Here is a 25,337-nt window from a genome sequence, read left to right on the forward strand (position 1 = left end):
GTGCGCTCTTACCGCACCGTTTCGACCTGGCCGCATCGAAATGCGGTGGACTATTTTCTGTGGCACTTTCCCTAAAATTGCTTTCGCCGGACGTTATCCGGCACCGTTCCTCGCTGGAGCCCGGACTTTCCTCCCCTTAGCAGTTACCCACTAAGCGGCGGTCGCCCAACCCTCTGGCGCACGTCAGATAACAGAACTGCCCTCAACCGCCAAGAGCAAGCTGAGCAGAATAGCGCGGCACTCCCCGTCGATTACGCCGTCGATGTTTGCGGGCCGGAACCGGCGCTGGAATGCAATTGTAACCGCGCGGCCATCGGCTATGCCATAGCCATAACGTTCAAGTGCCAAAAGAAATGCGCCGTCAGACCAACCGGGATCCACCAGATTTTCAGTAGGCCGCTTTATGGCGAGCCCCAACTTAGCCAATCGTTCCCAATCGAACAGCTCGCCCGGATCTTCTTTGCGGGCGGGTGCAACATCGCTGTGTCCGACAACATTGCGCGGTTCAATCCCATAAGTCCGGACTAACTCAGCAACCAATCTGGTCACGGTGTCCATTTGCGCCTCAGGAAACGGGCGATAACCAAATTCGTGCCCGGGATTGACGATCTCAATGCCAATGCTGGCGCTGTTGCAATCGGTTACGCCGCGCCAATAGGATAATCCCGCATGTTGGGCGCGTTGTTCTTCGCGCACCATGTACACCAGCTGTCCATCTTCATCGACCACATAATGCGCAGATACCTTGGACGCTGGGTTCGCCAGCCAGTTAATAGCTGCCGCGCCAGACTGCATGCCTGTATAGTGCAGCACGATCATATTGATGGGCAGGCTGCGCTCGCCGAAATTGGGTGATGGGTTCCAGATCATAGTCATGTCCGAACCATAGGTAAGTCGGCAGCGACGTGCAATATCAGGCCACACACTCTTTACGCCGCCTCCAGCATGCGCAGCCCACTCTAACCTTATATGCGGATGAGCGCGCCGATCACCAAATGTTCAGGGTCGGGCTCTGCCAGTTGCAATATGCCATTACCTTGAACGGCGAGCTTATGCGCCATCCACGCCGCCGCCGTCCGTATATCCACAGCTGCAGGGTCAAGCTGACCGGTCAGTGCCTCTCGAATAGCCGAATCCATGAGGATTTTAGGGCCGCTCGCCCGGATAACAATTTCCTGCTCGCCTGCGCGCGCTTCTGCTCCGACGAACAATGTCCCGCCACGCGCCAACGCCTCATTGGCCAACAGAACGAGATTCAGCAATATTTTCACCGCCCTTTTGGGCATCACGTTCGCAGGCACAGCCCACTCAAGCACCGTCCGTCCACTTGCGGTAACCATTGGCACAATAACCAATTTTGCTTCATTTGGATCAACTTCAGCGCCAAATCCGCCAGCAGCGCCAAAGGCCAAACGGAAAAATTTCAATTTGTCAGCAGCGGCCTTTGCACTCTCCGCCAGCAAATCCATGCACCGCTTCCGCATTTCGGGATCATGTTCATCCGCCAATAGCTCAAGGCCATTATTCATCGCACCAACGGGGCTTAACAGGTCATGGCACAAGCGCCAGCACAGCAGGCTGGCAAAATCGATTTCGGTATCGGGCATTACAAAATTCCTGAGGGCATTTGGCGTGTTAGCGCCGCTCATGGACCGAGTTGGCGGGTGTTTCAACCCTCCTTCATTATTGCCACGGGCGTAAATCCGGTCACCCGACCGCCTGCGACTACAGGCTGCCATGCGGTAATCGCTTCGGCCGCAATTATCAGCCAAATATGCTGATCGGGCGCCGCTTGTGCGACGTCGGTTGGTGACGGAGCGGCCACACCATTGGGGTGCGAATGGAAAAATCCCAACACAGGAATTCCGCCGCTTCTCACGTCCTTAGCCGCTGAGATCAATGCGTCCGGATCGATTTCGAAATGCCTTGTCGGATCGGCAGCAACATTATGCGCCAGTTCGACCGCGGCGACCCGATCCCCTGCCCCCCGCAATAAACCGCAGCACTCATGGTCCCCCGCGGTGTCCGCCCAATCCAGAAGTTGCCGCCAGTCGCTGCTTGATAAATGCAAAGCCATCACCCATGTCTATGCGATGTCGGGGGAAATTACTACATTTACGGGCGTTTTGGGTGCCGGGCGGCTGGATAGTGCGCTTGCCGCAGCCTTGCCGCAATTTTCGCGTGCGCGCATACAGGCTTTGATCGCGGATGCTGCGCTCCGCATCAATGGTCAGATCTTTGCCGACGCTGGCAGCAAGAAAATGTCGGGACAGGCATTTGAACTTAACGTCCCTGCCCCCATACCTGACAAAGCAATGGCGCAGAACATTGCGCTGGACGTGGTTTTTGAAGATGAACATTTGATTATCGTCAATAAACCCGCCGGGCTGGTCGTGCATCCCGCGGCAGGCCATAGCGACGGAACCCTTGTCAACGCACTGCTGCACCATTGCCAGGGCAAGCTTTCGGGCATTGGCGGGGTGCAACGTCCAGGGATAGTCCATCGCATTGACAAGGACACCTCAGGGCTGCTGGTCGTCGCCAAAAGCGATGCAGCGCATGAGGGCCTCGCGAAACTTTTCGCCGCCCATGATATTGAGCGCAAATATATTGCAATCGTCAACGGTATCCCCGCGCCACCTGCTGGCACAGTCCGCACACAAATTGGCCGGTCGACCACAAACCGAAAGAAAATGACGGTGCTGCCCGAATCAAAGGGTCGGCATGCGGTCACGCATTACCGGATGGTTGAGGCCTTCGCCAAAACAGCGATGGTCGAATGCACTCTAGAAACGGGGCGCACGCATCAGGTGCGCGTGCACATGGCGCATATCGGCCATCCGCTGATTGGCGATGGCGTCTATTCTAATCGACAAAACCACTATAAAATTGGTCCAAATCAAGCCAAATTCGACCGCCAAGCATTGCACGCCGCCTCTTTGGGGTTTATTCATCCTATCACCGGCGGAACTTTACGGTTTGAATGCGGTATACCAGAAGACATGCAGCTTCTGTTAAGCAAGCTTCAGTTATAAAAGTTTCGAAGGGAACGCTTTACCATCGGGTGCTTGATGAGGCCCGGCGGAAGGCACAATGAAAGAGGAAAACATGTCTGATAGAAAGAATGTTCCGGCTACGATACCTGCCCTTGGGGGGGACGCGAGCCTTAATCGTTACCTAAGCGAAATTCGGAAATTTCCGATACTCAAGCCCGAGCAGGAATATATGCTCGCCAAACGCTTGCAAGAACATGGCGACACCAAAGCAGCGGAACAGCTGGTCACGTCGCATCTCCGCCTCGTATCGAAAATCGCCATGGGCTATCGCGGCTACGGCCTGCCGGTATCCGAGCTGATTTCCGAAGGGAATATCGGATTGATGCAGGGCGTAAAGAAATTTGACCCCGATCGTGGCTTCCGCCTCGCGACCTACGCGATGTGGTGGATTCGTGCCTCGATGCAGGAATTCATCCTGCGCAGCTGGAGCTTAGTAAAGATCGGCACCACCGCCGCGCAGAAGAAGCTTTTCTTCAACCTGCGCCGCATGAAAAACAATCTGCAGGCTTTTGAAGACGGCGACCTGAATCAGGAAGCCTTGCGCAAAATCGCAACGGACCTCGGCGTTTCCGAAGAAGAAGTGAACAATATGAACCGCCGGATGGCGATGGGCGGTGATACATCGCTCAATGTGCCCATGCGCGAAGATGGCGATGGCCAATGGCAAGACTGGTTGGTCGATGACACGCCGTTGCAAGACGAGCGCGTTGCTGACGCACAAGAAGGTGACATGCGCCATGCCTTATTGTCCGAAGCGATGGGCAGCCTGAATGACCGCGAGAAGCACATTTTGACACAGCGCCGCTTGATTGAAGAGCCGCAAACTCTGGAAGAACTCAGCCAGACCTATAGCGTCAGCCGAGAGCGTGTGCGCCAGATTGAAGTGCGCGCTTTTGAAAAGCTGCAAAAGGCGATGTTGCGTATCGCTACTGAAAAACGGCTGCTGCTCGCGATTTAACTATCCGTAAAAAAGATGACGGGCGGAAAACACTGCGCTAGCTTTTGGCAATGACAAAAACCAAGCGTTCGCTTTCCGCACGTTTTCTACGTTCCAGCTTTAAGGGCGCGATATACTTCATCGGGGGTACGGTCGCGTTAACCGCAGTCTATGCCGTGGTTCCTGTTCCAACGACATTGACGATGTTGTTCGACAGCAACGGAGCCAAAAGCGAGTGGGCCACCCTTTCCGACATTTCGCCAAACCTTGTGCGTGCCGTCATCGCCGCTGAGGATGGTAAATATTGCAGCCATGATGGCTTTGATCGCGAAGCTATTGAAAAGGCGCTAACCCGCAACATAGAGGGCGGCCGTATGCGCGGTGGCTCTACCATCAGCCAGCAGACCGCGAAAAATGTGTTCCTATGGCAAGGGTCGGGCTGGACGCGTTATCTGCGCAAAGTGCCTGAAGTATATTTCACGTTCCTGATCGAGAAAATCTGGGGCAAGCGCCGGATCATGGAAGTATATTTGAACGTCGCGGAGACCGGCATCGGTACGTATGGCGCAGAGGCCGGCGCACAGCGTTATTACAAAAAATCCGCCAAGAACCTGACCCGCATAGAGGCCGCGCGCTTGGCGGCTATCTTACCCTTGCCCAAAAAGCGGGCCGTCAATGGCGTAGGCGGCTTCACCCGCCGCTATGGCAACAGCATCTCCGCGCGCATCCGCGTTGTGAAACGCGATGGCCTCGACGCTTGCATCTACACATAAAAAAAGGGCGGAGCCAAAGCCCCGCCCTGTTTTCAATATTTCATTACCTAGAAATCGTAGCTGATACCCACCTTGATGCGCCATACCGACGAAGATGTGTTGATGAAGTTGTCAGCATTAAAATCACTAACACCTTCAGCGTTCGGGTTGTTCGCTGTAAATCCAGTGATGATGTAACGACCTTGGGTATCAATCCCGCTGATCGAAGCAATATCCTGACGACCACCGAAATCTCTCCGACGCTGAACGTTCCATTTTGGATCAAGCAAATTGAGGAAGTTATCGAAGCTCGCAAAAAGCTTCAACTTGTCTTCGCGACCAAAAAGACGGCCTGGGCCAGGTATTTCTTGTGAGAACGACAGGTCAAGATCGTAATACCATTCGTTTGAGCAAGTGTTGCGCTCAATGGTCCTACCCAAGAACTTGCGCGCGCACTTCAGCGAATTACCGAAATCGGAGAGTCCTTGCACCGCTGTCATATTCGACGTTGGCGAAACATTGGGGTCGGTCACGCCAGTCGGCAAGTAAACAAGTGCATTTTCTGTACCCGATACGCTATCACCAAAGACGCTGCCGCCGCTAAAGGTTAAGCTATATGGCCGTCCCGACCGCGCAACAAAGGTTACCCCAAAGCGCGTTGCGTAGTCACCGAAAAACTCTTCCTTGAAGCTTGTGTTCAAGGTGAAGTTGTGACGGCTGTTATAGAAACCACGCGATGCCGCAGGGTTTTGACGATCGGATGCCGCCGAGATGTCGTAGTTCGAACCGGCGGTTGAACTATACATGTTACGACGATCTTGGCTGTCCGAGAAGGAGTAGCCAACATTGAAGAAGGTGGAACCACCTTCTGTAAAAATGCCCCCATCAAAATTCTTCGACAAAATGAACGAAGCCGTGTGGCTGCGGAAGCTGCCGGCATTGGTTAACATTAGTTCGTCATCGCGACTGGTAGCAAAGCATGCCGCGTTGATGCCGCCGTAGGTGGGGCTTGGAGAGAAGCCCACCAAACGAGCCGAACAACCGGCAGCGCTTGGATCAATCGAACGATAAATAGGGCGGCTATCAATAGTGAAGCCGTTCAAACCGATTGGAGCGCCGCCAGTACCCGCTGCCGTGCCCGGTACCGCCGCCAAATCGACGAGGTTGAACGGATTACGGTATTTCGAGTAGATATAGTCGAGCGTGAGATCCCAACCGCTGAAAAAGCCGGTTTCAGCAAAGTTCAGCTGCGACGAGAAGCCTGCATTGAAGCGCACCACCGTTGGCTGCTTGAGGTTAGGGCTGATCGATTGGGTATCGCCTAGACCCCGAGCTGCTTCAGTGCTGCCCGCTGTCTTGATACACGCTGGAACGCCCGTAAACGCACCACCGGTTACCACGTCGATTTGCGCTGTGACCGGTAAAGGGCACCCAAGCGAACGTGTTGTACCTTCACCAACTGTGCTGCCGTCATTCTGGAAAGCATTACCAAACCAGACCAATGGGTCGCCACCAGAGAAGATACCCAAGCCTGTGCGGAACTGGGCGCGAGAAAACACCGCAAAATCGTTCAGGTCATAAGTGAACGCTACGCGCGGCAGAACGGCAATCGGCAATTTGCTGAAACCGTTGCCATTGCTGAAGCCATAACGATTTATGAACAGCGGATTTGCTTCGGGAGCACCACCGTCATACCATTCTGCCCGAACGCCACCAACAACGCTCAAAGAATCCGTTACCTGCCAATCGTCTTGGGCAAAAATCGAATAGATGCCTCGATTAAACTTAGCCGCCGCATCTCTGACGTCGCCTGTTGCAGAGAAGTTTCCAGCGGCACCTGCCGCAAGGCCACCCGCCAATTGTGCGGCAGTCGGGTTCGTGCTTGTGCCGGTCGAGAGCAAACCTGCCTCGAGATCGGCAGCATTGCGGAAGAACAAAGTCCCGGTCGCATTTTGGACAAAGAGATTGAACAAGTTGGCTTGGTTCATTTCTGCGCCGAACTTGAGCTGATGATCGCCAGCGTCAAGCTTACCTACAGCACGGTATTGTTGAATTTTCGTTTGCAGGTCATTGGCCGAACGCGAAAACCCTGGACCCGCGGATACACGGCCGAATGTGCCATCGGCGTTGGTGATACCCACAACAATCGCAGGGATCGGCGCGTCCGATTGTGCTTCGCCGCCGCCAACGGGATTCTGCAAATCCTGAACTTGCGAACGCGAGTAACGCACCTCAGTCGAGAATGTATCGGTCCACTGCGAATAGAGACGACCAGAGTAATAGTTAGACTCTGTTCCACTGAGGTAGAAGGTGTTGACACCAGTTACACGCGGGTTTGTTGCAGAGTTGCTGAAATCGTCGGAACGCGTGGTCGATTCTTCGAGCCGCTGATACGTTGCCTCCAAACGGTGATCGTCGTTAATCTGCCAGTCAGCGCGTGCAAAATAGCGCTTGTTGGTGAACGGACGGTTGGTGACCAACTCGCCTGTATCGATTTTATATGCGCGATTTAGAATCTCGCTTATGCGATTGAATTCAGCAACAGGTACGCCGGTGATGCTGTTGGGATAGCCCGCACCTGCTGGACCATCATCCTGTGACTGACCGGCTTGTTGGTTCTCATACGCACCAAAAATGAACAATTTGTCCTTGATGATGGGACCACCAAGGTAAAGACCCAAGCGCTTGTCGGGTTCAATCGGCGCAACTTTGCGGCTGCGGTCTGAATATTTGTCAAAGACGTTATCGGCGCGAAGTTTGCTATCCGAATATTCGTAAAAAGCCCCAAAGGTGTAGTCGTTGGTACCCGATTTGGTAACAACGTTGATGGCACAGCCAGTAAATTGGCCATAGTCAACATCAAAAGGTGCGAACTGGACCTGTGTTTCGCGAATGGCATCATATGGCAATGGGGTAGAGCTACGCGATGAAAAACCTGTGTCATTCAAGCCATAAACGTCGCCTTGGCTAATGCCATCAACAGTGAAGGCATTCCCTCGATCGTTGCCGCCGAGGCAGGAAATACGATCCTGGCCCGATCCGGTGTCGTCGCGGTCAAGGCTAACACGAGGATCAATACGAATAATGTCGCGAACGTCACGGTTGAAGGTTGGCGCATTTTCGATAAATTCGCTGGAGAAGCTCTGGCCAGGACCGACAGCCAGTTGGGTAACGCGAACGCGTGTTCCGGTAACGACAATTTCACCAGCGCCCGAGCTTAAGGTGAACGCGAGGCTCGTGTTGCCTTGAATGCTTGTTTCCAAGTTTTCAATTGATTGGCCTTCAAAGCCAGTGGCGTTGATTGCTACAGTGTATGGCCCTCCCGAAGTGAGACCAGTTGCGTTGAACGAACCGGTCGACCCGGTCATAAGGGTGCGTGTGTTTCCAGTCCGCGTGTCAGTGACTTCAACGGTTGCTCCAACTACAGGCGCGCCAGCGTCGTCTAAGACCGTTCCTTCAATCCCCGAAGTAATCTGTTGCGCAAACGCAGGCGTTGCTAAAACCGAAGCGACCGAAAGCGCGGCGGCACTAGCGGCTAGATAAAAACGAACTTGCATGGATACACCCCTTCAAAGATACACGTTCTGACATTTCGGCATTCCCAACTCAAAAGCGAATCACGCGAATGAAATGGGCCTTGAGTTCCCCTTGGGGTTGGTAAATGTCAGTAAAATGACAGTCGGCCAAGCAGATGGAGCGCGCTTAGCCGAGAGTGACGCGCCAGCATAGTTTCGCGTTGCACCAAATTGTGCAAAGCAACATTTTTGTTTATTTTGTCGGCAAATGTTGCACGTTTACCACAGTTTACCAACTTACTTTAGGCGGCGTCTTCCTTGCTAGCCTTGGCAGACTTGGCATACACCAAAACGGGGGTTTTGCGTCCTTCGACCACGTCCTTGTCGACCACAACCTCATCCACGCCATCATAGGTAGGAAGGTCGAACATCGTATCTAGCAAAATCGCCTCAAGTATGGACCGAAGCCCACGCGCCCCAGTTTTGCGTTCAATCGCCTTTTTAGCAACGGCTTCCAAGGCATCATCGGTGAAGCTGAGGCCGACTTCTTCCATTTCAAACAGCTTACGATACTGCTTCACAAGCGCGTTCTTTGGCTCCGATAGGATTTTCACCAAAGCCGCGATGTCGAGATCTTCCAGCGTGGCTGTTACCGGCAAGCGCCCTACGAATTCTGGAATAAGACCAAATTTCAACAAATCTTCAGGCTCAATCTGCTTGAGGATTTCGCCCGTGCGGCGCTCGTCAGGGTCGGCGACATGCGCGCCAAAGCCAATCGACTTGCCCTCAAGGCGGTTTGAAATAATCTTTTCAAGCCCAGCAAACGCACCGCCGCAGATGAACAGTATGTTCGTCGTATCCACCTGCAGAAACTCTTGCTGCGGATGCTTGCGACCGCCTTGTGGCGGAACGCTGGCGGTTGTGCCCTCCATGAGCTTAAGCAACGCCTGCTGCACGCCCTCCCCGCTGACATCGCGGGTGATGGAGGGATTTTCGGCTTTGCGGCTAATCTTGTCGATTTCGTCGATATAGACGATCCCGCGCTGCGCCTTTTCGACATTATAGTCCGAGGCTTGCAGCAGCTTGAGAATGATATTTTCGACATCTTCACCGACATAGCCGGCCTCAGTCAAAGTTGTCGCGTCCGCCATAGTGAACGGCACGTCAAATGTTTTGGCGAGTGTTTGCGCCAACAATGTCTTACCGCAACCCGTAGGGCCGACAAGTAGGATGTTGGACTTCGCAAGCTCCACATCCGCGCCCTTTGCGCCATGGTTGAGGCGTTTGTAATGGTTATGGACGGCAACTGACAATACGCGTTTTGCCTGCGGCTGACCAATGACATAGTCGTCCAGTACTTCGCAGATTTCATACGGCGTTGGCACTTCGCCCTCTTTACGGCCGTTCAAGGCGCCCTTTGTTTCTTCGCGAATGATATCATTGCAAAGTTCCACACATTCATCACAGATGAACACAGTGGGGCCGGCGATCAGCTTGCGTACTTCGTGCTGCGATTTTCCGCAGAAGGAGCAATAAAGAGTGCTTTTTGTATCTGAACCGCTCAACTTCGTCATAATATGTCCTGCTTGCACGCCAATTTCAAACGCACCTTATTAAATCGACATCCTAAAGATGCCTTCCGATTTGGCAATAGCCCAATAAGGACTAGGCCATCACGGCAAATCTACGTAAACTATCGACGATAATGTCAGCCTGCGTCAGCTTCTGCATTAGCCGGCCGCTTGTCGAATACCTCATCCACAAGGCCAAATGCCTTTGCTTCTTCTGCTTCCAGGAAGGTATCGCGATCCATCGCTTTTTCGATATCCTTCAATGGCTTGCCAGTATATTTGGCATAAAGATCGTTCATACGCTTACGAATACGCAGGATTTCATTTGCCTGAATCTGGATATCCGACGCCATGCCACGCGCGCCGCCGGAAGGCTGATGCACCATGATACGGGAATTGGTCAATGCAACGCGCATGCCCGGCTCGCCCGCCGCCAGCAGGAAACTGCCCATAGAAGCCGCCTGACCGATGCATACGGTACCGACTTTCGGACGGATATATTGCATCGTGTCATGGATCGCCATGCCGGCGGTCACAACGCCACCCGGCGAGTTGATATACATCCAAATGTCTTTCTTCGGATTGTCCGATTCGAGGAACAAGAGCTGCGCGGTGATGACGGAGGCCATATTGTCCTCCACTTCGCCCGTCACAAAAATGATCCGTTCGCGCAAAAGCCGCGAAAAAATGTCCCAGCTGCGCTCCCCACGGTTCGATTGCTCGATAACGACGGGGACCAATGCTTGGACGGGATCAAAAGGAACGTGCATGAAATACCTCTAAGATGTTATGTGTATGCGTCACCGCCTACATCGGCGTGGGCAAGCAAAGTTTCAAGCAGGAAAACGGTTAAGGTTGGGGATGAATTGGAGCGCTTGGTAGTACCCTAGAGTTCTTTATTCACAAATTAGATTAATTTGCCGTCATTTAATGCTTTAATCGATATTAACGCATGTATCGCCTATAGGCTCAACATCAGTCAACTTTTGCCATGTGCCTTCGTAGATACAAAAAGGGGGGGACGCATCGCATCCCCCCCTTTTTGCTTTATCGCATATCGCAGCGATTATTTCTTAGGGGCAGCCTTTTTGGCGGGTGCCTTCTTGGCTGGCGCAGATTCAGCGTCTTTTTTAGGGGCAGCCTTCTTTGCAGCAGGCTTAGCGTCCTTGGCAGGAGCCTCGTCCTTTGCGGCGGCCTTTTTCGCAGGGGCCTTTTTCTTGGCGGCAGGCTTTGCGTCTGGTTCAGCTTCAATCGCTGCCTCCAGAACGTCCTTGGTTACAGCCTTGTCCGTTACGGTCGCCTTGTCGAAAAGGAAGTCGACAACCTTGTCTTCAAACATTGGCGCACGCAATTGCGCGGCTGCCATCGGGTTTTCCTGCAGATATTGGACGAAACGCTGACGGTCTTCGGGGCGATATTGCTGCGCAGCTTGTTGCACGAGCATGTTCATTTCCTGCGCACTCACTTCAACGCCATTGGCTTGGCCGATTTCCGAGAGGAGTAAGCCCAAACGCACACGGCGGACGGCGATATCGCGATACTCTTCGCGCTCTGCTTCCATTTCCTTTTTCGCAGCTTCGGCATCTGCTTCGCGCGCAGCTTCCTGCTCCAATTGGGCCCAAATCTGTTCGAACTCGGCTTCGACCATGGAAGGCGGCACGTCGAAATCATGACCGGCGGCCAACTGATCCAGCAACTGACGCTTCATATATGTGCGCGTCAGGCCGTTATGCTCTTGCTCAACTTGAACCTTCATCAACTCACGGAGCTTGTCGATGCCGTCCAGGCCGAACATTTTGGCAAGATTGTCATCCGCCTTAGCTTCAACGGGCTTGCGCACTTCGTTGACGACGATGTCAAAAGTTGCCGCCTTACCCTTTAGGTTTTCGGCATTATAATCGTCAGGGAAGGTTACATTCAGAACCTTTGCGTCATTGGCTTTCACGCCAACCAACTGGTCTTCGAAACCGGGTATCAACTGGCCTGAGCCAAGTTCAACGGCCATGCCCTCGCCCTTACCGCCTTCGAAAGGCACGCCGTCAACCTTGCCTTCAAAATCGATAACAACGCTGTCGCCCATTTTGGCAGCATATTTCTTGTCGGCCGCTTCAAAGCTCTTTTGCCCTTGGGCAAGCTTCAGGATCGATTCGTCAACTTGCGCGTCGCTCACTTCGACGGTCAGGCGCTCAAGCGTGATGCCGTCGATCGATGGCGCGGCAATCGCGGGAAGCACTTCGAGATGGAAATCAACAACCGCATCTTTGCCCGGCGCGTAATCATCGCCCAAATGGACATGTGGCTGTGTCGCTGGACGCAATTTATTGTCCGAAATTGCTTTTTGTACGCCTTCTTGAATCGAGCTGTTCAGCGCGTCTTGAAGGAGTGAATCCTTATGCATTTTCTTAACGAGATTGGCGGGAACCTTGCCGGGACGGAAACCGGGCATACGCACTTGAGGTGCAATTTTCTTCACCTCGGCATCGATGCGGGATTCAACGTCCTTTGCGGTAATCGTCATGCGATAAGCGCGCTTCAGGCCTTCATTCTGTGTCTCGACGGTCTGCATGTTTTCTTCTCTATCTACGACAAGCCCGCTGGCTTGCCAAAAACTGTTAAATGGCTTTCGGGTTTAACGACAGCCGGGGAATTCCCCTTTTCGTGGTGCGGGCGAAGGGACTCGAACCCCCACACCTTGCGATGCCAGAACCTAAATCTGGTGCGTCTACCAATTCCGCCACGCCCGCTTACGAAAAGCTACCGTTTAACAAACGACGGGAGCCTCTAACGGGAAAGCCGCTGCGGGGCAAGGGGAGAAGCGGCGAAACCGCCGCAACTCCGCACTAACAGGTTAGCCCAAGGCCTTTTTCAGCAAATCGTTGATGATTTGCGGATTGGCCTTGCCCTGCATGGCCTTCATGGTTTGGCCCACAAAGAAGCCGAACAATTTGTCCTTACCGGATCGATATTCGGCAACCTTGTCCTCGTTCGCGGCCATGATCTTGGCGATTTCCGACTCAATCGCGCCCGTGTCGTTGGTTTGCTTCAGGCCCTTTTCTTCAACGATGGCCGACGCAGCCTGCCCCGTTTCGAGCATGATTTCAAAAACTTGCTTCGCGATGCTGCCGCTGATCGTGCCATCGGCAACGAGGCCGAGTAATTCGGCGGCTTGCTTGGGATTGACTGGGCTTTCGTCCAAAGTCTTGCCCATCTTGTTCAGCGCGCCGAACAATTCGGACATCAGCCAGTTGGACCCTTGCTTGGCATCCACGCCTTGCGCCAGCAAATCTTCAAACCAGAATGCCGTTTCAGCCTCTGCCGTCAGAACGGCCGCATTATAGGCCGTCAGGCCCATCGCCTCATACCGTGCACGCTTGGCGTCGGGAAGCTCTGGCAAGGACGCACGACACTCCTCAAGAAACGCGTCGTCGAGTTCCACCGGCAACAAATCAGGGTCGGGGAAATAGCGATAGTCATGCGCGTCTTCTTTCGACCGCATCGACCGCGTTTCCATTTTATTGGGGTCAAATAGGCGTGTTTCCTGCACCACTGCGCCGCCGTTTTCGATCAGGTCCACCTGACGCTGCGCCTCATACTCAATCGCTTGCATCATGAAGCGTATCGAGTTGACATTCTTCGTTTCGGTGCGCGTGCCCAATTCGCCGCCGGGCTTACGTACCGAGACGTTCACGTCAGCACGCATGGAGCCTTGCTCCATATTGCCATCGCACGAGCCAACATAGCGCAGGATGGAACGCAGTTTCTTGAGATACGCCCCTGCCTCTTGCGGGCTGCTGATATCAGGGCGCGAGACGATTTCCATCAAGGCCACGCCCGAACGGTTAAGGTCAACGAACGACATCGTTGGATGCTGGTCATGCATCAACTTGCCTGCGTCCTGCTCAACATGGATGCGTTCAATGCCGATCTTCTTGGTCGGGCTGTCCGGGTCTTTTTCGTTGAGCGTAACCTCAATTTCGCCCTCACCCACTATTGGGTGATAGAGCTGCGAAATTTGGTAGCCCTGCGGCAAATCAGCGTAAAAGTAGTTTTTGCGGTCGAAACGTGACCAGCGGTTGATCTGCGCATTGATCGCCATGCCCGTGCGGACGGCCTGACGCAGACATTCGCGATTGGGCACGGGCAACATGCCCGGCATGGCCGCGTCGACTAGGCTGACATGGCTGTTCGGCTCAGCGCCAAAGCCGGTCGAGGAGCCCGAAAACAGCTTGGACTCGCTGGTGATCTGCGCATGAACTTCAAGGCCAATTACGACCTCCCATGCGCCGGTGTTTCCCTGGATGCGGTATTCACTCATCTTACCACCACTCTCCGGCTTCCGCCGTAAATCCTGAACGCTGTTCAATCGCAAGCCCCGCATTGAGTACCGCCTGTTCATCCAGCGCTTTGCCGATAATTTGCAGGCCCAATGGCAAGCCATCCTTGCTGAGGCCGCCGGGAACGGACATGGCAGGTAGACCAGCCAAGGAAGCTGGCACAGCGAATACGTCGTTCAAATACATCGACAATGGGTCGGCATTCTTTTCACCCAAGCCGAACGCAGCGCTCGGTGCGGTTGGCGCGAGGATGAGGTCGCAGCTTGCCCATGCATTTTCGAAATCGCGTGCAATCAAGGCGCGAACCTTCTGCGCTTGCGTGTAATATGCGTCGTAGAAACCGGCGCTCAACACATAAGTGCCGATCATGATACGGCGGCGGACTTCTTCGCCAAAGCCAGCGGCGCGGGTCGCGGCATACATGTCTTGCAGGCCTGCGCCTTCTGGCAAGTCGCGCAGACCGAAGCGCACGCCGTCATAGCGCGCAAGGTTCGATGACGCCTCGGCAGGCGCGATGATATAATAAGCAGGCAACGCATATTGGGTATGCGGCAGGCTGATATCCACGATTTCCGCGCCTGCATCCTTCAACCAGGCGATGCCATTGTCCCACATTTTGGCGATATCTTCGTCAATACCATCGAGACGATATTCCTTGGGTATACCAATGCGCTTGCCCTTCAGGTCTCTGTTCAGGCCAGCTTCCCACGTGGGCACAGGTAAATCGAGCGAAGTCGAATCCTTAGGATCGAAACCTGCCATAGCTTCTAACATGATCGCACAATCGCGCACGTCGCGCGCCATCGGGCCAGCTTGGTCCAACGAACTTGCAAAGGCCACGACGCCCCAGCGTGAGCAACGGCCATAAGTTGGCTTAATGCCACTAATACCAACAAAAGCGGCAGGCTGGCGAATCGATCCGCCCGTGTCAGTTCCGGTAGCCGCAGGGCAAAGCCGTGCCGCTATCGCGGACGACGAACCGCCAGACGATCCACCGGGCGCCAGTGCGGCGTTGCTGCCGTCATTGCGGCGCCATGGCGAAATGACGTTGCCAAAATAGCTCGTCTCGTTCGACGAACCCATGGCAAACTGGTCCATGTTCAGCTTGCCGAGCATCCCTGCCCCAGCCTTCCAAAGTTTCGCAGAGACGGTCGATTCATAGGTCGGCACAAAACCTTCCAATATGTGGCTTGCGGCGGTTGTTTGCACGCCTTGGGTGCAGAACAAATCCTTCATGCCAATGGGAACGCCCGCCATTTTGCCCAGCGGCTTGCCCGCGGCACGGTCGGCATCGACGGCTTGCGCGGCCTCTATCGCCTTTTCGGGGGTTTCCACGATGAAGGCGTTGAGCGCCTTTGCCTTGGCGACATTAGAGTTGAAGGCGGTCGCAACTTCAACGGCGGTAAATGCGCCGGAGGCCACGCCATCACGGATCGCGGCGACGCCCAATTTGGTTAGTTCGGTCATACCAGTACTCCGTCACCCTGAACTTGTTTCAGGGTCCATTTATCCGTTCTGGCTCCAGTTGTGCTGCACGATGGACCCTGAAACAAGTTCAGGGTGACGGCGGCAGAGAGCATTGCCGCGCCAATCACTCAATCACCTTCGGCACGCCAAAGAAGCTGCCTTCCTTGGCGGGCGCATTGGCGAGCACTTTGTCGCGCACGTCGCCATCCGTCACAACATCATCGCGCAGGCGCAGCTTATTGGCGATGACAGCTGTCATCGGCTCAACGCCAGTGACGTCGACCTCTCCCAATTGCTCCACCCAGGCCAAAATGCCATTGAGCTCGCCGACCATTTTGTCAGCCTCAGCATCGCTAATCGCGATACGCGAAAGCCGTGCGATTTTATTCACGGTATCTTTATCTACAGACATAAGCCCGCCGCTAGCATTGCGCCTGCATTGCTTCAACGGAAAAGCTTGGGTTAAAGACCTAATCTTTAAGCCCCCGTTCAATTTTCCGATGCTATTTCCATCTAATCGGGTAAATCGCATCAAAATCTTGGGACATACACTTGGCACGTAAATTTCTTTATATCGTCGCAGCGCTCATCGTTCTTGTCATTGCAGGTGGCTTTGTCATTCGCATTTATGAAAGCGAGCTGACCGAGCTTGCCTTTGTCCCCACAGCCAAATTTGAACCGCAACCTGCCTTTGCACCCAGCAAATATGCGGGCAATGACATGTGGTTTGCGCGTCCCGGCAAAGCAGACAATCCAGCCGACTGGTTACCGACCGGTGCCGCAAAGCCCGAAATGCGGGGCTCCGCCGCAATATTCTTCGTGCATCCTACATCCTATATCGGCCGGGATTATTGGAATGCGCCCCTAAATGATACAGAATCGCAGGACCGTGCCCGCATGTTCCTACGTGGCCTTGCCTCGCCCTTGGCCAGTGCAGGTGAAATGTGGGCACCCCGTTATCGTCAGGCGGCGATTGGCGCGTTTCTGACCAGCAAGCCGGAGGGTCAACAAGCGTTGGATGCCGCCTATCAAGACGTTCTGTTGGCCTTTGATGAATTTGCGGCAAAGGTGCAAAAGGACCGCCCGATCATTTTGGCGGGGCATAGCCAAGGTGCGCTGCACCTCACACATTTGCTCAAGGACCGCGTAGCGGGCAAACCCATCGCCCAACGCATTGTCGCTGTCTATGCCGTGGGTTGGCCGATTTCAGTGACAGCTGACATGCCGCAAATGGGCTTCCCCGCATGCGCCGGGCCCGACGACACAGGCTGCATCATGGCCTGGCAAAGTTTTGCCGAACCGGCCGAATATGACCGGATCGTCAAAGTCTACAACGTCACAACCGGCTTTAACGGCACGCCGCGCAAGGACACGGCAATGCTATGCACAAACCCGCTCAATGGCGGCGCGAAGCCTGCAGCGTTGATGGAAGCCAATTTGGGCACGTTAAAGCCCGATGATAAATTGGAAACCGGCGAATTGATTGTGGGTGCCGTGCCTGCCCGATGCGACACCAAAGGTTTTCTACTGATTGGCGATCCGCCGGAAATTGGCTCTTATGTCCTACCCGGCAACAATTACCATGTGTATGATTTTCCCTTATTCTGGGCCAATGTGCGCGCGGATGCGACATGGCGCTTAAAGAAATATCTACAGAAATGATTTTTGAATCGGTTGCCAGCTTCCGCGATCAGCTGCCTGACGGCGGTGTTTTAATCGGGCTTGATGTCGGTAGCAAAACTATCGGCACGGCCTTTTGTGATGCTGGCTGGACCTTCGCCTCACCCGCCGAGCTCATTAAGCGCGCCAAGTTTACGAAGGATAAATTCGAATTAAAGGCCGCGATTGCGACACGGCCAACGCGCGGCATTGTCATTGGCTTGCCGCTCAACATGGACGGGAGTGAAAGCCCGCGCAGCCAGTCCAGCCGTGCCTTTGCAAAAAATATCGCCGATCTGGGCCTTCCGATTTTGCTGCGCGACGAACGCTGGTCTACCCAAGCCGTCGAACGCGACATGATCGCCGCCGACATGAGCCGCGCCAAACGCGCGGAGAAAATCGACAGCGGCGCGGCGGCGTTTATTCTGCAAGGCGCGATTGACGCTTTGACGATTGGGTGATGCGTACACGAAATGACGCCCTGCACCCGTACCCTAGAAGCAATCCCGTCACCCTGAACTTGTTTCAAGGTCCATTTAGCCTTTCTAGCTCTGGGCGTGCGGCGCGATAGACCCTGAAACAAGTTCAGGGTGACGAATTGTATGTATGGCGAACGGCAACGAGGCTGGCCATGCCGAACCTCCAGCTGACAAATCATTTGAGTCTCACCCAAATTCCCATTAAGGGCATCGCTTTAATGACATGGACAACACCCTTCGCAGCCGATAGCTTTCCTAGCGGGTCGGATGCCTTTCCGCACAAGCATTTGCTTGGCATCGCCGGACTTCAGCCGTGGGAAATTCTCTACATCCTCAAAGAGGCAGAGCAATGGGTTGCGCTGAACCGCGCTGGCGCGGCGAAACATGCTGACACACTATCCGGCTTGACCATCATCAACGCCTTTTTCGAAAATTCAACGCGCACCTTGTTATCGTTCGAAATCGCCGGAAAGCGGCTCGGCGCGGACGTTGTGAATATGCACGCGGCGCAATCGAGCGTGAAAAAGGGCGAAACGCTTATCGACACGGCCATGACGCTTAACGCCATGCGCGCCGACGCCATTGTGATTCGCCATGGCAGCTCAGGTGCGGTGCAGCTGATCTCCAGCAAGGTGGATTGCCCTGTCCTCAACGCTGGCGACGGCAGCCACGAACATCCAACCCAAGCCTTACTCGATGCGCTGACCATATTGCGCCGCAAGGGCAAGGTTGAAGGTCAATCGGTCGTTATTTGCGGCGATGTGCTGCACAGCCGCGTGGCCCGGTCAAACCTGTTTTGCTTAAAATCCTTGGGCGCCGAAGTGCGCGTGGTTGCGCCCCCTGCCCTCATGCCCAGCGGGATTGAGGCATTTGGTGCCATTCCCTTTACCAATTTCGATGCCGCATTGAACGGCGCCGATGTTATCGTGATGCTGCGACTGCAAAACGAACGGATGCAAGGCGATTTCATTCCGTCCCCACGCGAATATTTCCATCTATATGGCTTGGATGAACGGCGATTGGCCTTGGCCAAGCCGGACGCGCTTGTCATGCACCCCGGCCCCATGAACCGCGGCGTGGAAATTGCCAGCAGCGTTGCGGACCATGTCGACCGCTCCGCCATTACCGAGCAGGTCGAAATGGGCGTAGCGGTGCGCATGGCCTGTCTCGACATATTGACCCGCAAGGCACGCGGTCAGGAGGGCTGGGCATGATGGACATAAGCATCATTCAAGGCCAAGTAATCCTGCCAGGTGCGGATAAGGCCGAACCGCTGAATCTGCATATACAGGACGGCAAAATTGCCTCGATCGGCACGGCTGCACCGATAGCCAATCACATAGACGCCAGCGGTTTAATCATTGCCCCCGGCATAATCGATTTGGGTGTTTTCAAAACCGATAAACCGGCATTTCGATTTGGCGGGATAACCCGCGCCGCATTGATGCCCGATCAATCGCCCGTACATGACGACCCAGCAACCGTCCGTTTTGCCGCATTAAAGGGTAAGCCCGATCTATGGGTGCACCCGCTTGCTGCGGCGACTCAAGGCCTTGACGGGCTTCATATGGCGGAAATAGCGCTGATGAAAGACGCGGGCGCTGTGGGTGTGGCGACTGGCCGCAAATGGATTTCCGACAGCGGCGTCATGCTCCGCATCATGCATTATTGTGCAGCTTTGGACCTTCCCGTCATCGTACATAGCGAGGATTCAGGGGTAACCGGCCATGCTGTAGCTACGGCAGGCGAAACCGCCACTTTGCTTGGCCTTTCAAGCGCTCCAATCGTTGCCGAAACATTGGCCATCGCCCGCGATCTGATGTTGGCGGAAGAAAGCGGCGCGCATGTGCATTTCCGGCATGTTACCACTGCACTTGGTCTCGACCTGATCCGTGCGGCAAAGGCAAAAGGCCTGCGCGTTACGTGCGGAGTCACGCCAGCGCATCTGTTCTTGTCCGACAACGCCATTTCAGATTTCCGCACTTTTGCGCGGCTTTCGCCGCCGCTGCGGTCCGAAAGCGACCGGCTGGCATGTATCGCCGCGATTGCCGATGGCACGATTGACGTTATCGCATCGGGCCATGACCCGCGCGGGCCAGAAGACAAGCGCCTGCCTTTTTCCGAAAGCGCGCCGGGCATGGCGGGGGCAGAAACATTGCTGGCTCTGTCGCTTAACCTCGTGCGCGATAATGTGATTTCGATGGGCCGTATGTTTGCATTGCTCGCATCAAACCCTGCAAAAATATTGGGATTAAACGCAGGTCAAATTGTGGATGGACAAGAGGCCGACCTGATCCTGATTGATCCGGATGCCCCGTGGCAGGTCGATGGTGACCGCATGGCCGCGCTGGCAGGCAACACGCCCTTCGATCGCTTACCCGTTCAAGGTCGCGTTCGGCACATGCTAAAGGGCGGCAAGCTTATTTGAACGCGGGCTAGGAATCCCTTGCCGCACACATAGTATTGCCCCTGCTTTCAGACGGGTTCCAAGCCTTCATCGGTCAGCTTACGATAAAAACAGCTTCTTGCGCCAGTATGGCAGGTCGGACCTTGCGGCCGCGCGATAATCCAAAGGGCGTCTTGATCGCAATCGATGCGTATATCGACAATATGCAAGACATTGCCGCTGCTTTCACCCTTTTGCCAAAGCCGCTGGCGGCTGCGTGAGAAAAACACGGCCGTGCGGGTTTCCATGCTTTTCGCAAGCGCCTCTGCATTCATATGCCCCACCATTAACATGGCTCCATCGGCTTCATCGGTGACGACAGCAGTAAGCAAGCCGTTGGCGTCATATTTGGGGTTAAGCGCCCATCCGCTTTCTCGTTCATCGGTCATATTCGGATCGTAACCCAAGCATTCTTGCCCCGCCAACATTTTCTTTGTGACAATCGCACGACAAGGGGGAGACAATTGTAACAGCCATGACTATAGGCAACGCAACGAAGCGCAGCGGGATTCGATATATGCTGACCACCGACCCTTTTGATGACGACAAACTTCGAGAGGAGTGCGGGATTTTCGGTGTCTACGACACGGAAGGTGCCTCTGCTATGGTGGCACTTGGCCTCCACGCGCTACAACATCGCGGCCAAGAGGCTGCGGGTATCACCAGTTTTGACGAGCATGATTTCCACACGCATCGGGCGATGGGCCATGTCGCAGGCAATTTCGACCGCGAAGAAATCATCGGCGGCCTAGTCGGACGATGCGCCATTGGACATGTGCGTTATTCCACGACCGGCGAGACATCGCTGCGCAATGTGCAGCCTTTATATGCCGATCTTGCCACGGGCGGATTCGCAATTGCGCACAACGGCAATATTTCAAACGCGATGACCCTGCGCCGCGACCTTGTGCGTCGTGGTTCCATTTTCCAGTCTACATCCGACACAGAAGTCATCATCCATCTGGTTGCAACATCTGGTTACCGGACGTTGCTCGACCGTTTGATTGACGCGCTGAAGCGAGTTGAGGGCGCCTATTCGCTCCTGTGCCTGACGACAGAGGGTATGATCGCCTGCCGCGACCCATTGGGTATTCGGCCATTGGTCATGGGCAAGCTCGACGACACCATCATCTTTGCATCGGAAACCGTGGCGCTTGATATTGTGGGCGCGGAGTATATCCGTTCGGTGGAACCTGGCGAATTGGTTGTGGTGCGCGGAACGGACATTCAGTCGCACAAGCCGTTCATTCCCATTTCACAACGTCCCTGTATTTTTGAGCATGTCTATTTCTCACGCCCCGACTCAATAGTTGAAGGCATCAGCGTTTATTCGGTCCGCAAGGCGATAGGCGCGGAACTCGCGCGTGAAAATGGCGTCGATGTTGATTATGTCATTCCTGTGCCCGATAGCGGCACGCCAGCCGCCATTGGCTATGCCGAAGCAGCCAAAATCCCCTTCGAACTTGGCATCATCCGTTCGCATTATGTCGGTCGCACCTTCATTCAGCCCGGCGACGGCGTCCGACATTTGGGTGTGAAGTTAAAGCATAATGCCAACAGAAACTTGGTGGCAGGTAAACGCATCGTTCTGATCGACGATTCTATCGTCCGTGGCACAACGTCGCTCAAAATTGTTCAGATGATGCGCGAAGCAGGCGCCGCTGAAGTGCATATGCGTATTGCAAGCCCGCCCACCATGAACAGTTGTTTTTACGGCGTCGATACGCCCGAACGCTCCAAGCTGCTTGCCAGCCGCATGGATGTCGAAGAAATGCGCCAGTTTATTCAGGCCGACAGCCTTGCGTTCTTGTCCATCGACGGCCTGTATCGTGCGCTTGGCGTAGATTCGCGCCATGCGGACAGGCCGCAATATTGCGATGCGTGCTTCACGGGCGATTATCCCACCACCCTGACTGACCATGAGGCGCATGAGGCAAGCGACCTCATGATGCTTGGCGACCAAAAACTGGCATAAACATGACGAAGGCATTTGCAGGCAAGATTGCGCTGGTAACGGGTGCAAGTCGTGGGATTGGCGCGGCGACGGCGACGGCATTGGCGGCGCAAGGCGCACATGTCATTTTGACGGCGCGGACGGCAAAAGACCTTGAGACTGTTGAAGACGCAATTTTTAACGCCGGCGGCAATGCGACCATTGCCCCTCTCGATTTAACCGACGGCGACAGCATATCGCGCTTGGCCGCCGCTGTGACAGAGCGTTGGGGCAAGCTCGATATTCTTGTTTTGAATGCCGCTATGCTTGGAACCTTAAGCCCAGTGCCCGCGATTGATGGCGCAGAATTTGCGCGGCTCTTCACTTTAAATGTCACGGCACAGCAAGTGATGATCGCCTCATTTGATGCCTTATTACGCAAAAGCGAAGCCGGTCGATTAGTGGCGCTCACATCCTCCGTTGGCGCAAGCCCACGGGCATTTTGGGGCGCCTATGGCGCCTCAAAGGCGGCATTGGACAATCTGGTCCAAAGCTATGGCGATGAGGTCAAGAACCTGTCGCAGGTGCGCACTCTTATTGTCGACCCCGGCCGCACACGCACCGCAATGCGGGCGAAAGCCTATCCGGGCGAAGACCCGTCAACGGTCAAAGAGCCGTCAGTTGTTGCAGATGCAATCGTGCGGATGCTGCAAACCGAATTTGCGACCGGACACCGGTTGGTGGTTGCGGGTTAAGCGGGGGTTTGTCCCCACCCTACCCCTTCACCACCTCATGCGCCTTTAACGCGCGTTCACGCGCTGCTTTGTGTCCCATAATCTTGCGTGGATAGTCCTTCGGACGCGCGCCATATTCATCGGGATCGTGGATATAGGGCGCCTGCAATGCCGCCAATTCGGGTACCCATTCACGGATGTAACGCGCGGCATCGAATTTCTCCGATTGCGACAAGGGCGCCATGATACGCACGAACATATTGCTGTCGACACCCGTGCCAGCGGTCCACTGCCAATTGACCGCGTTGCTGCCATAATCGGCATCGACCAACGTATCCCAAAACCATTTCTCGCCTTCGCGCCAGTCAATCAGCAGATGTTTGACCAGGAACGACGCCGTTATCATGCGCACGCGGTTGTGCATCCACCCCGTCGCCCATAATTGCCGCATACCGGCATCGACAATGGGATAACCGGTCTGTCCCTTGGTCCACGCAACAAAGTCGGCCCGAACCGCCGGATCGGACAGGTCACGCCAAGGGAGGTTATCGAAAGCCTCGCGCGCATTTTTTGCGCCATATTCCGGCATTTGGACAATGACATTCTGCGCATAATCCCGCCAGACCAGTTCTTTCAGGAATACATCCACCGATCCGCCCTGATCCATGGTTGCATGCCAGCAAGCCGCAGGCGAAATCTCGCCAAAGTGCAAATGCGGGGACAGAAAGGAGGAGCCTTCTACCGACGGCAGGTTGCGTCTCTCGTCATAGAATTTCGCCTTATCCACAAATGCTGCGAGCCGATCTTGCGCGCCCGCCTCGCCCGGCGTCCACATTTCGGACATGCCACCCGACCAATCGGGCTTCGTCGGCAGCAAGTTCCAGCCGGACAGGCTATCGCTTTCCGGCCAACTGTCTGGCGCTGGGATTTGTGTCGGTGCAGGATGCGGAGCGGGCGGCGGCATATGCTGCCACAAAGCCCGCATGAACGGCGTGTAAATCTTATACTGCCCGCCGCTACCGGTGGTCACGCTGCCGGCGGGAAGCAGATAATTGCCGTCATGGCACACAAACGCCGTGCCTTCGCTTAGTCCGTTCACGACCGCTTTTTCGGCATTGCGCCACCACGGCTCATAATGCCGTATGCAATGCACAGCCGAAGCCTTGGTCTCTGCGGCCAACGCGCCCAGAATCGCGTCAGATTTGCCCGCACGCAGGATGAGCTTTGATCCAAGCGCCCGCAAATCCGCATCCAGCGCCGTCAGGCTATGGTGCAGCCACCAACGCGATGCAGCCCCCATCTTGCGATGTTTTGGCGTGTCGTCGTCGAGAATGTAGACCGGAATGACTGGTGCGCCGCTCGCGACCGCGGCGGCCAATGCGGGCTGATCCGATAGGCGTAAATCGCGGCGGAACCAGAGTATCACAGGCGCGGTCATTTGTCGTCATCTCCGATCGGAAAAGTCTCAGAAAAGCGGTCGCCGACCATCGGGTCGACAAAGCGTTGGTCGGAAATTTTTAACACCTTTTTGTCGTTCTCAGCGATAATCTGGGCCACGGGCATACGTGCCCAGAATAAGAATGGCGATTGCGCAGTCACATTTGCCGCAAACGCCTTTTTATCGTCCACGCCCATATAATGCGCGCGCACAGTGTCATCGACGCGAACGGTGCTGAAGGCGGTATAGATGCCCTGCCCATAAAGCCTGTCGTTGCGCCATAGCATCTCACGCTTCCAAAATTGGAGAGGAACGGGGTTTGCCACAATGAGGGTGGGGACAATGTCATGCTTCTGCCGCACGGCCTCCGTCGTCAATTGCTCCGCACGCCCCGTAATCAGGCCATTGGCCAAGATGTACGCGCCAATTGCAGCGAAGCTCACCAAAGCGGGCGCGCGCCAGCTTGTACCGTGCCGCTCACGCCGCCGTGAAATCCAAACGCCCGCGATCAACGCAGCCCACAACCAAATATCGATAATGAACAAGGTGTCGCCGTAGAACCACTGGCTGGAAAAGGGTTCTAACAAGCGGATGCCATAGCTGTTGAACCAATCAAACAGGGGGTGGCTTAGGCAACCGATATAGGCCAAGGTGAGCAACCAACCCTTATGCACAGGCAGCCGCTTTTCCGGTCGTTTCCCACGCTGGGTCTGCCAGTGGTCAAACCACAGCATGATGCCCCACAGCATCAACGGCAGGACCAGCATTGCAATCGGCCCATGCGTCAACCCACGCCGCAAAGCGAGATGCTGTTGCCCGCCCAGCAATGTTGCCACGGCGTCAATATCAGGGATGTTCGCCGCGATAATAAGCGTTGGCATCGCAAGGCCAGTTTTTCGCTTTAAGCCCGCCTGACCTATCAGCGCGCCGACGAGGCTATGAGTGAGATTATCCATGTGCGCGTTGCTGGCGGAATGGTGCCGGAATGGCAATACGGCGTTATCGCTATGCTGATT

Annotated in this window: 22 protein-coding genes, 1 tRNA gene and 1 other RNA gene; 9 read left to right on the forward strand and 15 right to left on the reverse strand. The window is 54.9% G+C overall.

All coding sequences use genetic code 11. From position 1 onward, the window contains the following. From rnpB to Q0O33_RS06250, 4 genes are all read right to left on the reverse strand, one after another. An RNA gene (rnpB, locus tag Q0O33_RS06235) (RNase P RNA component class A) lies at positions 1-177 on the reverse strand; the annotation flags it as partial. A gap of 6 nt (positions 178-183) precedes the next feature. Then, positions 184-876 carry an N-acetylmuramoyl-L-alanine amidase gene (locus tag Q0O33_RS06240; protein ID WP_295497386.1) on the reverse strand — a complete coding sequence of 231 codons (693 nt, stop codon included), beginning with the start codon at positions 874-876 and terminating at the stop codon, positions 184-186. Between the two features lie 89 nt (positions 877-965). Then, complete coding sequence (locus Q0O33_RS06245) at positions 966-1,607, reverse strand: histidine phosphotransferase family protein (protein WP_295497388.1); 642 nt, start codon at positions 1,605-1,607, stop codon at positions 966-968. 62 nt (positions 1,608-1,669) lie between these two features. After that, positions 1,670-2,077 (reverse strand): M67 family metallopeptidase, encoded by a 408-nt coding sequence (locus Q0O33_RS06250; protein ID WP_295497390.1) that lies wholly within the window; start codon positions 2,075-2,077, stop codon positions 1,670-1,672. 16 nt (positions 2,078-2,093) lie between these two features. Between Q0O33_RS06250 and Q0O33_RS06255 the strand changes: the two genes are divergently transcribed. The 3 genes from Q0O33_RS06255 to mtgA all read left to right on the forward strand — a co-directional run bounded on the left by Q0O33_RS06255 (position 2,094) and on the right by mtgA (position 4,766). Further along, positions 2,094-3,035, forward strand: a complete 942-nt coding sequence (locus Q0O33_RS06255; RefSeq protein ID WP_295497392.1) for an RluA family pseudouridine synthase — start codon at positions 2,094-2,096, stop codon at positions 3,033-3,035. 73 nt (positions 3,036-3,108) lie between these two features. Then, entirely contained in the window at positions 3,109-4,014 is a 906-nt protein-coding gene (gene rpoH, locus Q0O33_RS06260; RefSeq protein WP_295497394.1) for an RNA polymerase sigma factor RpoH, read from the forward strand. A 50-nt stretch (positions 4,015-4,064) separates the two neighbouring features. Beyond that, on the forward strand, positions 4,065-4,766 hold the full coding sequence (gene mtgA / locus Q0O33_RS06265) for a monofunctional biosynthetic peptidoglycan transglycosylase (protein WP_295497396.1): 702 nt from the start codon (positions 4,065-4,067) through the stop codon (positions 4,764-4,766). Positions 4,767-4,813: 47 nt separating this feature from the next. Here the strand turns inward: mtgA and Q0O33_RS06270 are convergent, their stop codons facing one another. The 8 genes from Q0O33_RS06270 to gatC all read right to left on the reverse strand — a co-directional run bounded on the left by Q0O33_RS06270 (position 4,814) and on the right by gatC (position 16,044). After that, complete coding sequence (locus Q0O33_RS06270; protein WP_295497399.1) at positions 4,814-8,302, reverse strand: TonB-dependent receptor; 3,489 nt, start codon at positions 8,300-8,302, stop codon at positions 4,814-4,816. Between the two features lie 260 nt (positions 8,303-8,562). Further along, positions 8,563-9,834 (reverse strand): ATP-dependent Clp protease ATP-binding subunit ClpX, encoded by a 1,272-nt coding sequence (gene clpX / locus Q0O33_RS06275; RefSeq protein ID WP_295497401.1) that lies wholly within the window; start codon positions 9,832-9,834, stop codon positions 8,563-8,565. Between the two features lie 134 nt (positions 9,835-9,968). Beyond that, entirely contained in the window at positions 9,969-10,601 is a 633-nt protein-coding gene (locus Q0O33_RS06280; RefSeq protein WP_295497402.1) for an ATP-dependent Clp protease proteolytic subunit, read from the reverse strand. Positions 10,602-10,897: 296 nt separating this feature from the next. Continuing rightward, positions 10,898-12,397 carry a trigger factor gene (gene tig / locus Q0O33_RS06285; RefSeq protein WP_295497404.1) on the reverse strand — a complete coding sequence of 500 codons (1,500 nt, stop codon included), beginning with the start codon at positions 12,395-12,397 and terminating at the stop codon, positions 10,898-10,900. 93 nt (positions 12,398-12,490) lie between these two features. Continuing rightward, positions 12,491-12,575 (reverse strand) — tRNA-Leu (locus Q0O33_RS06290). A gap of 104 nt (positions 12,576-12,679) precedes the next feature. Next, on the reverse strand, positions 12,680-14,146 hold the full coding sequence (gene gatB / locus Q0O33_RS06295; protein WP_295497406.1) for an Asp-tRNA(Asn)/Glu-tRNA(Gln) amidotransferase subunit GatB: 1,467 nt from the start codon (positions 14,144-14,146) through the stop codon (positions 12,680-12,682). Between the two features lies 1 nt (position 14,147). Further along, positions 14,148-15,632, reverse strand: coding sequence for an Asp-tRNA(Asn)/Glu-tRNA(Gln) amidotransferase subunit GatA (gene gatA / locus Q0O33_RS06300; RefSeq protein ID WP_295497408.1), 1,485 nt, complete (start codon positions 15,630-15,632; stop codon positions 14,148-14,150). A 124-nt stretch (positions 15,633-15,756) separates the two neighbouring features. Beyond that, positions 15,757-16,044 (reverse strand): Asp-tRNA(Asn)/Glu-tRNA(Gln) amidotransferase subunit GatC, encoded by a 288-nt coding sequence (gene gatC / locus Q0O33_RS06305; RefSeq protein WP_125230048.1) that lies wholly within the window; start codon positions 16,042-16,044, stop codon positions 15,757-15,759. A gap of 140 nt (positions 16,045-16,184) precedes the next feature. Here gatC and Q0O33_RS06310 point away from each other — a divergent pair, with 140 nt between their 5' ends. The 4 genes from Q0O33_RS06310 (at position 16,185) to Q0O33_RS06325 (ending at position 20,198) form a co-directional block, all read left to right on the forward strand. Next, positions 16,185-17,294 (forward strand): DUF3089 domain-containing protein, encoded by a 1,110-nt coding sequence (locus tag Q0O33_RS06310; protein WP_295497411.1) that lies wholly within the window; start codon positions 16,185-16,187, stop codon positions 17,292-17,294. Next, positions 17,291-17,752, forward strand: a complete 462-nt coding sequence (ruvX, locus tag Q0O33_RS06315; protein WP_295497486.1) for a Holliday junction resolvase RuvX — start codon at positions 17,291-17,293, stop codon at positions 17,750-17,752. Before Q0O33_RS06310 ends, ruvX begins: the two co-directional genes overlap by 4 nt. A 236-nt stretch (positions 17,753-17,988) precedes the next feature. Beyond that, the gene (locus Q0O33_RS06320; protein WP_295497488.1) at positions 17,989-18,984 is read left to right on the forward strand and encodes an aspartate carbamoyltransferase catalytic subunit; all 996 of its coding nucleotides are present in this window, start codon (positions 17,989-17,991) and stop codon (positions 18,982-18,984) included. After that, positions 18,981-20,198: a dihydroorotase gene (locus tag Q0O33_RS06325; protein WP_295497413.1), complete on the forward strand. Its 1,218-nt coding sequence runs from the start codon at positions 18,981-18,983 to the stop codon at positions 20,196-20,198. The genes Q0O33_RS06320 and Q0O33_RS06325 overlap by 4 nt, the downstream gene beginning before the upstream one ends. A 47-nt stretch (positions 20,199-20,245) precedes the next feature. Here the strand turns inward: Q0O33_RS06325 and hisI are convergent, their stop codons facing one another. Then, positions 20,246-20,605, reverse strand: coding sequence for a phosphoribosyl-AMP cyclohydrolase (gene hisI, locus Q0O33_RS06330; protein WP_295497415.1), 360 nt, complete (start codon positions 20,603-20,605; stop codon positions 20,246-20,248). Positions 20,606-20,733: 128 nt separating this feature from the next. Between hisI and purF the strand changes: the two genes are divergently transcribed. Next, on the forward strand, positions 20,734-22,191 hold the full coding sequence (gene purF, locus Q0O33_RS06335; RefSeq protein ID WP_295497417.1) for an amidophosphoribosyltransferase: 1,458 nt from the start codon (positions 20,734-20,736) through the stop codon (positions 22,189-22,191). A gap of 2 nt (positions 22,192-22,193) precedes the next feature. Further along, positions 22,194-22,904: an SDR family NAD(P)-dependent oxidoreductase gene (locus Q0O33_RS06340; protein WP_295497419.1), complete on the forward strand. Its 711-nt coding sequence runs from the start codon at positions 22,194-22,196 to the stop codon at positions 22,902-22,904. A 19-nt stretch (positions 22,905-22,923) separates the two neighbouring features. On the opposite strand, the gene Q0O33_RS06345 is transcribed toward Q0O33_RS06340, so the two are convergent. Both Q0O33_RS06345 and Q0O33_RS06350 read right to left on the reverse strand, forming a co-directional pair. Beyond that, on the reverse strand, positions 22,924-24,321 hold the full coding sequence (locus Q0O33_RS06345) for a deoxyribodipyrimidine photo-lyase (RefSeq protein ID WP_295497421.1): 1,398 nt from the start codon (positions 24,319-24,321) through the stop codon (positions 22,924-22,926). Next, positions 24,318-25,277, reverse strand: a complete 960-nt coding sequence (locus tag Q0O33_RS06350; RefSeq protein ID WP_295497423.1) for a metal-dependent hydrolase — start codon at positions 25,275-25,277, stop codon at positions 24,318-24,320. Before Q0O33_RS06350 ends, Q0O33_RS06345 begins: the two co-directional genes overlap by 4 nt. Positions 25,278-25,337 lie beyond the last annotated feature (60 nt).

This window comes from Sphingorhabdus sp. EL138, assembly GCF_945862485.1.
GTDB lineage: Bacteria > Pseudomonadota > Alphaproteobacteria > Sphingomonadales > Sphingomonadaceae > Sphingorhabdus_B.

What these genes read in the sequence shown, in the direction of transcription:
- Q0O33_RS06240 (WP_295497386.1), bottom strand. Translation starts at nt 876, where the DNA reads ATGACTATGATCTGGAACCCATCACCCAATTTCGGCGAGCGCAGCCTG.
- Q0O33_RS06245 (WP_295497388.1), bottom strand. Translation starts at nt 1,607, where the DNA reads ATGCCCGATACCGAAATCGATTTTGCCAGCCTGCTGTGCTGGCGCTTG.
- Q0O33_RS06250 (WP_295497390.1), bottom strand. Translation starts at nt 2,077, where the DNA reads ATGGCTTTGCATTTATCAAGCAGCGACTGGCGGCAACTTCTGGATTGG.
- Q0O33_RS06255 (WP_295497392.1), top strand. Translation starts at nt 2,094, where the DNA reads ATGTCGGGGGAAATTACTACATTTACGGGCGTTTTGGGTGCCGGGCGG.
- rpoH (WP_295497394.1), top strand. Translation starts at nt 3,109, where the DNA reads ATGTCTGATAGAAAGAATGTTCCGGCTACGATACCTGCCCTTGGGGGG.
- mtgA (WP_295497396.1), top strand. Translation starts at nt 4,065, where the DNA reads ATGACAAAAACCAAGCGTTCGCTTTCCGCACGTTTTCTACGTTCCAGC.
- Q0O33_RS06270 (WP_295497399.1), bottom strand. Translation starts at nt 8,302, where the DNA reads ATGCAAGTTCGTTTTTATCTAGCCGCTAGTGCCGCCGCGCTTTCGGTC.
- clpX (WP_295497401.1), bottom strand. Translation starts at nt 9,834, where the DNA reads ATGACGAAGTTGAGCGGTTCAGATACAAAAAGCACTCTTTATTGCTCC.
- Q0O33_RS06280 (WP_295497402.1), bottom strand. Translation starts at nt 10,601, where the DNA reads ATGCACGTTCCTTTTGATCCCGTCCAAGCATTGGTCCCCGTCGTTATC.
- tig (WP_295497404.1), bottom strand. Translation starts at nt 12,397, where the DNA reads ATGCAGACCGTCGAGACACAGAATGAAGGCCTGAAGCGCGCTTATCGC.
- gatB (WP_295497406.1), bottom strand. Translation starts at nt 14,146, where the DNA reads ATGAGTGAATACCGCATCCAGGGAAACACCGGCGCATGGGAGGTCGTA.
- gatA (WP_295497408.1), bottom strand. Translation starts at nt 15,632, where the DNA reads ATGACCGAACTAACCAAATTGGGCGTCGCCGCGATCCGTGATGGCGTG.
- gatC (WP_125230048.1), bottom strand. Translation starts at nt 16,044, where the DNA reads ATGTCTGTAGATAAAGATACCGTGAATAAAATCGCACGGCTTTCGCGT.
- ruvX (WP_295497486.1), top strand. Translation starts at nt 17,291, where the DNA reads ATGATTTTTGAATCGGTTGCCAGCTTCCGCGATCAGCTGCCTGACGGC.
- Q0O33_RS06320 (WP_295497488.1), top strand. Translation starts at nt 17,989, where the DNA reads ATGACATGGACAACACCCTTCGCAGCCGATAGCTTTCCTAGCGGGTCG.
- Q0O33_RS06325 (WP_295497413.1), top strand. Translation starts at nt 18,981, where the DNA reads ATGATGGACATAAGCATCATTCAAGGCCAAGTAATCCTGCCAGGTGCG.
- hisI (WP_295497415.1), bottom strand. Translation starts at nt 20,605, where the DNA reads ATGACCGATGAACGAGAAAGCGGATGGGCGCTTAACCCCAAATATGAC.
- purF (WP_295497417.1), top strand. Translation starts at nt 20,734, where the DNA reads ATGCTGACCACCGACCCTTTTGATGACGACAAACTTCGAGAGGAGTGC.
- Q0O33_RS06340 (WP_295497419.1), top strand. Translation starts at nt 22,194, where the DNA reads ATGACGAAGGCATTTGCAGGCAAGATTGCGCTGGTAACGGGTGCAAGT.
- Q0O33_RS06345 (WP_295497421.1), bottom strand. Translation starts at nt 24,321, where the DNA reads ATGACCGCGCCTGTGATACTCTGGTTCCGCCGCGATTTACGCCTATCG.
- Q0O33_RS06350 (WP_295497423.1), bottom strand. Translation starts at nt 25,277, where the DNA reads ATGGATAATCTCACTCATAGCCTCGTCGGCGCGCTGATAGGTCAGGCG.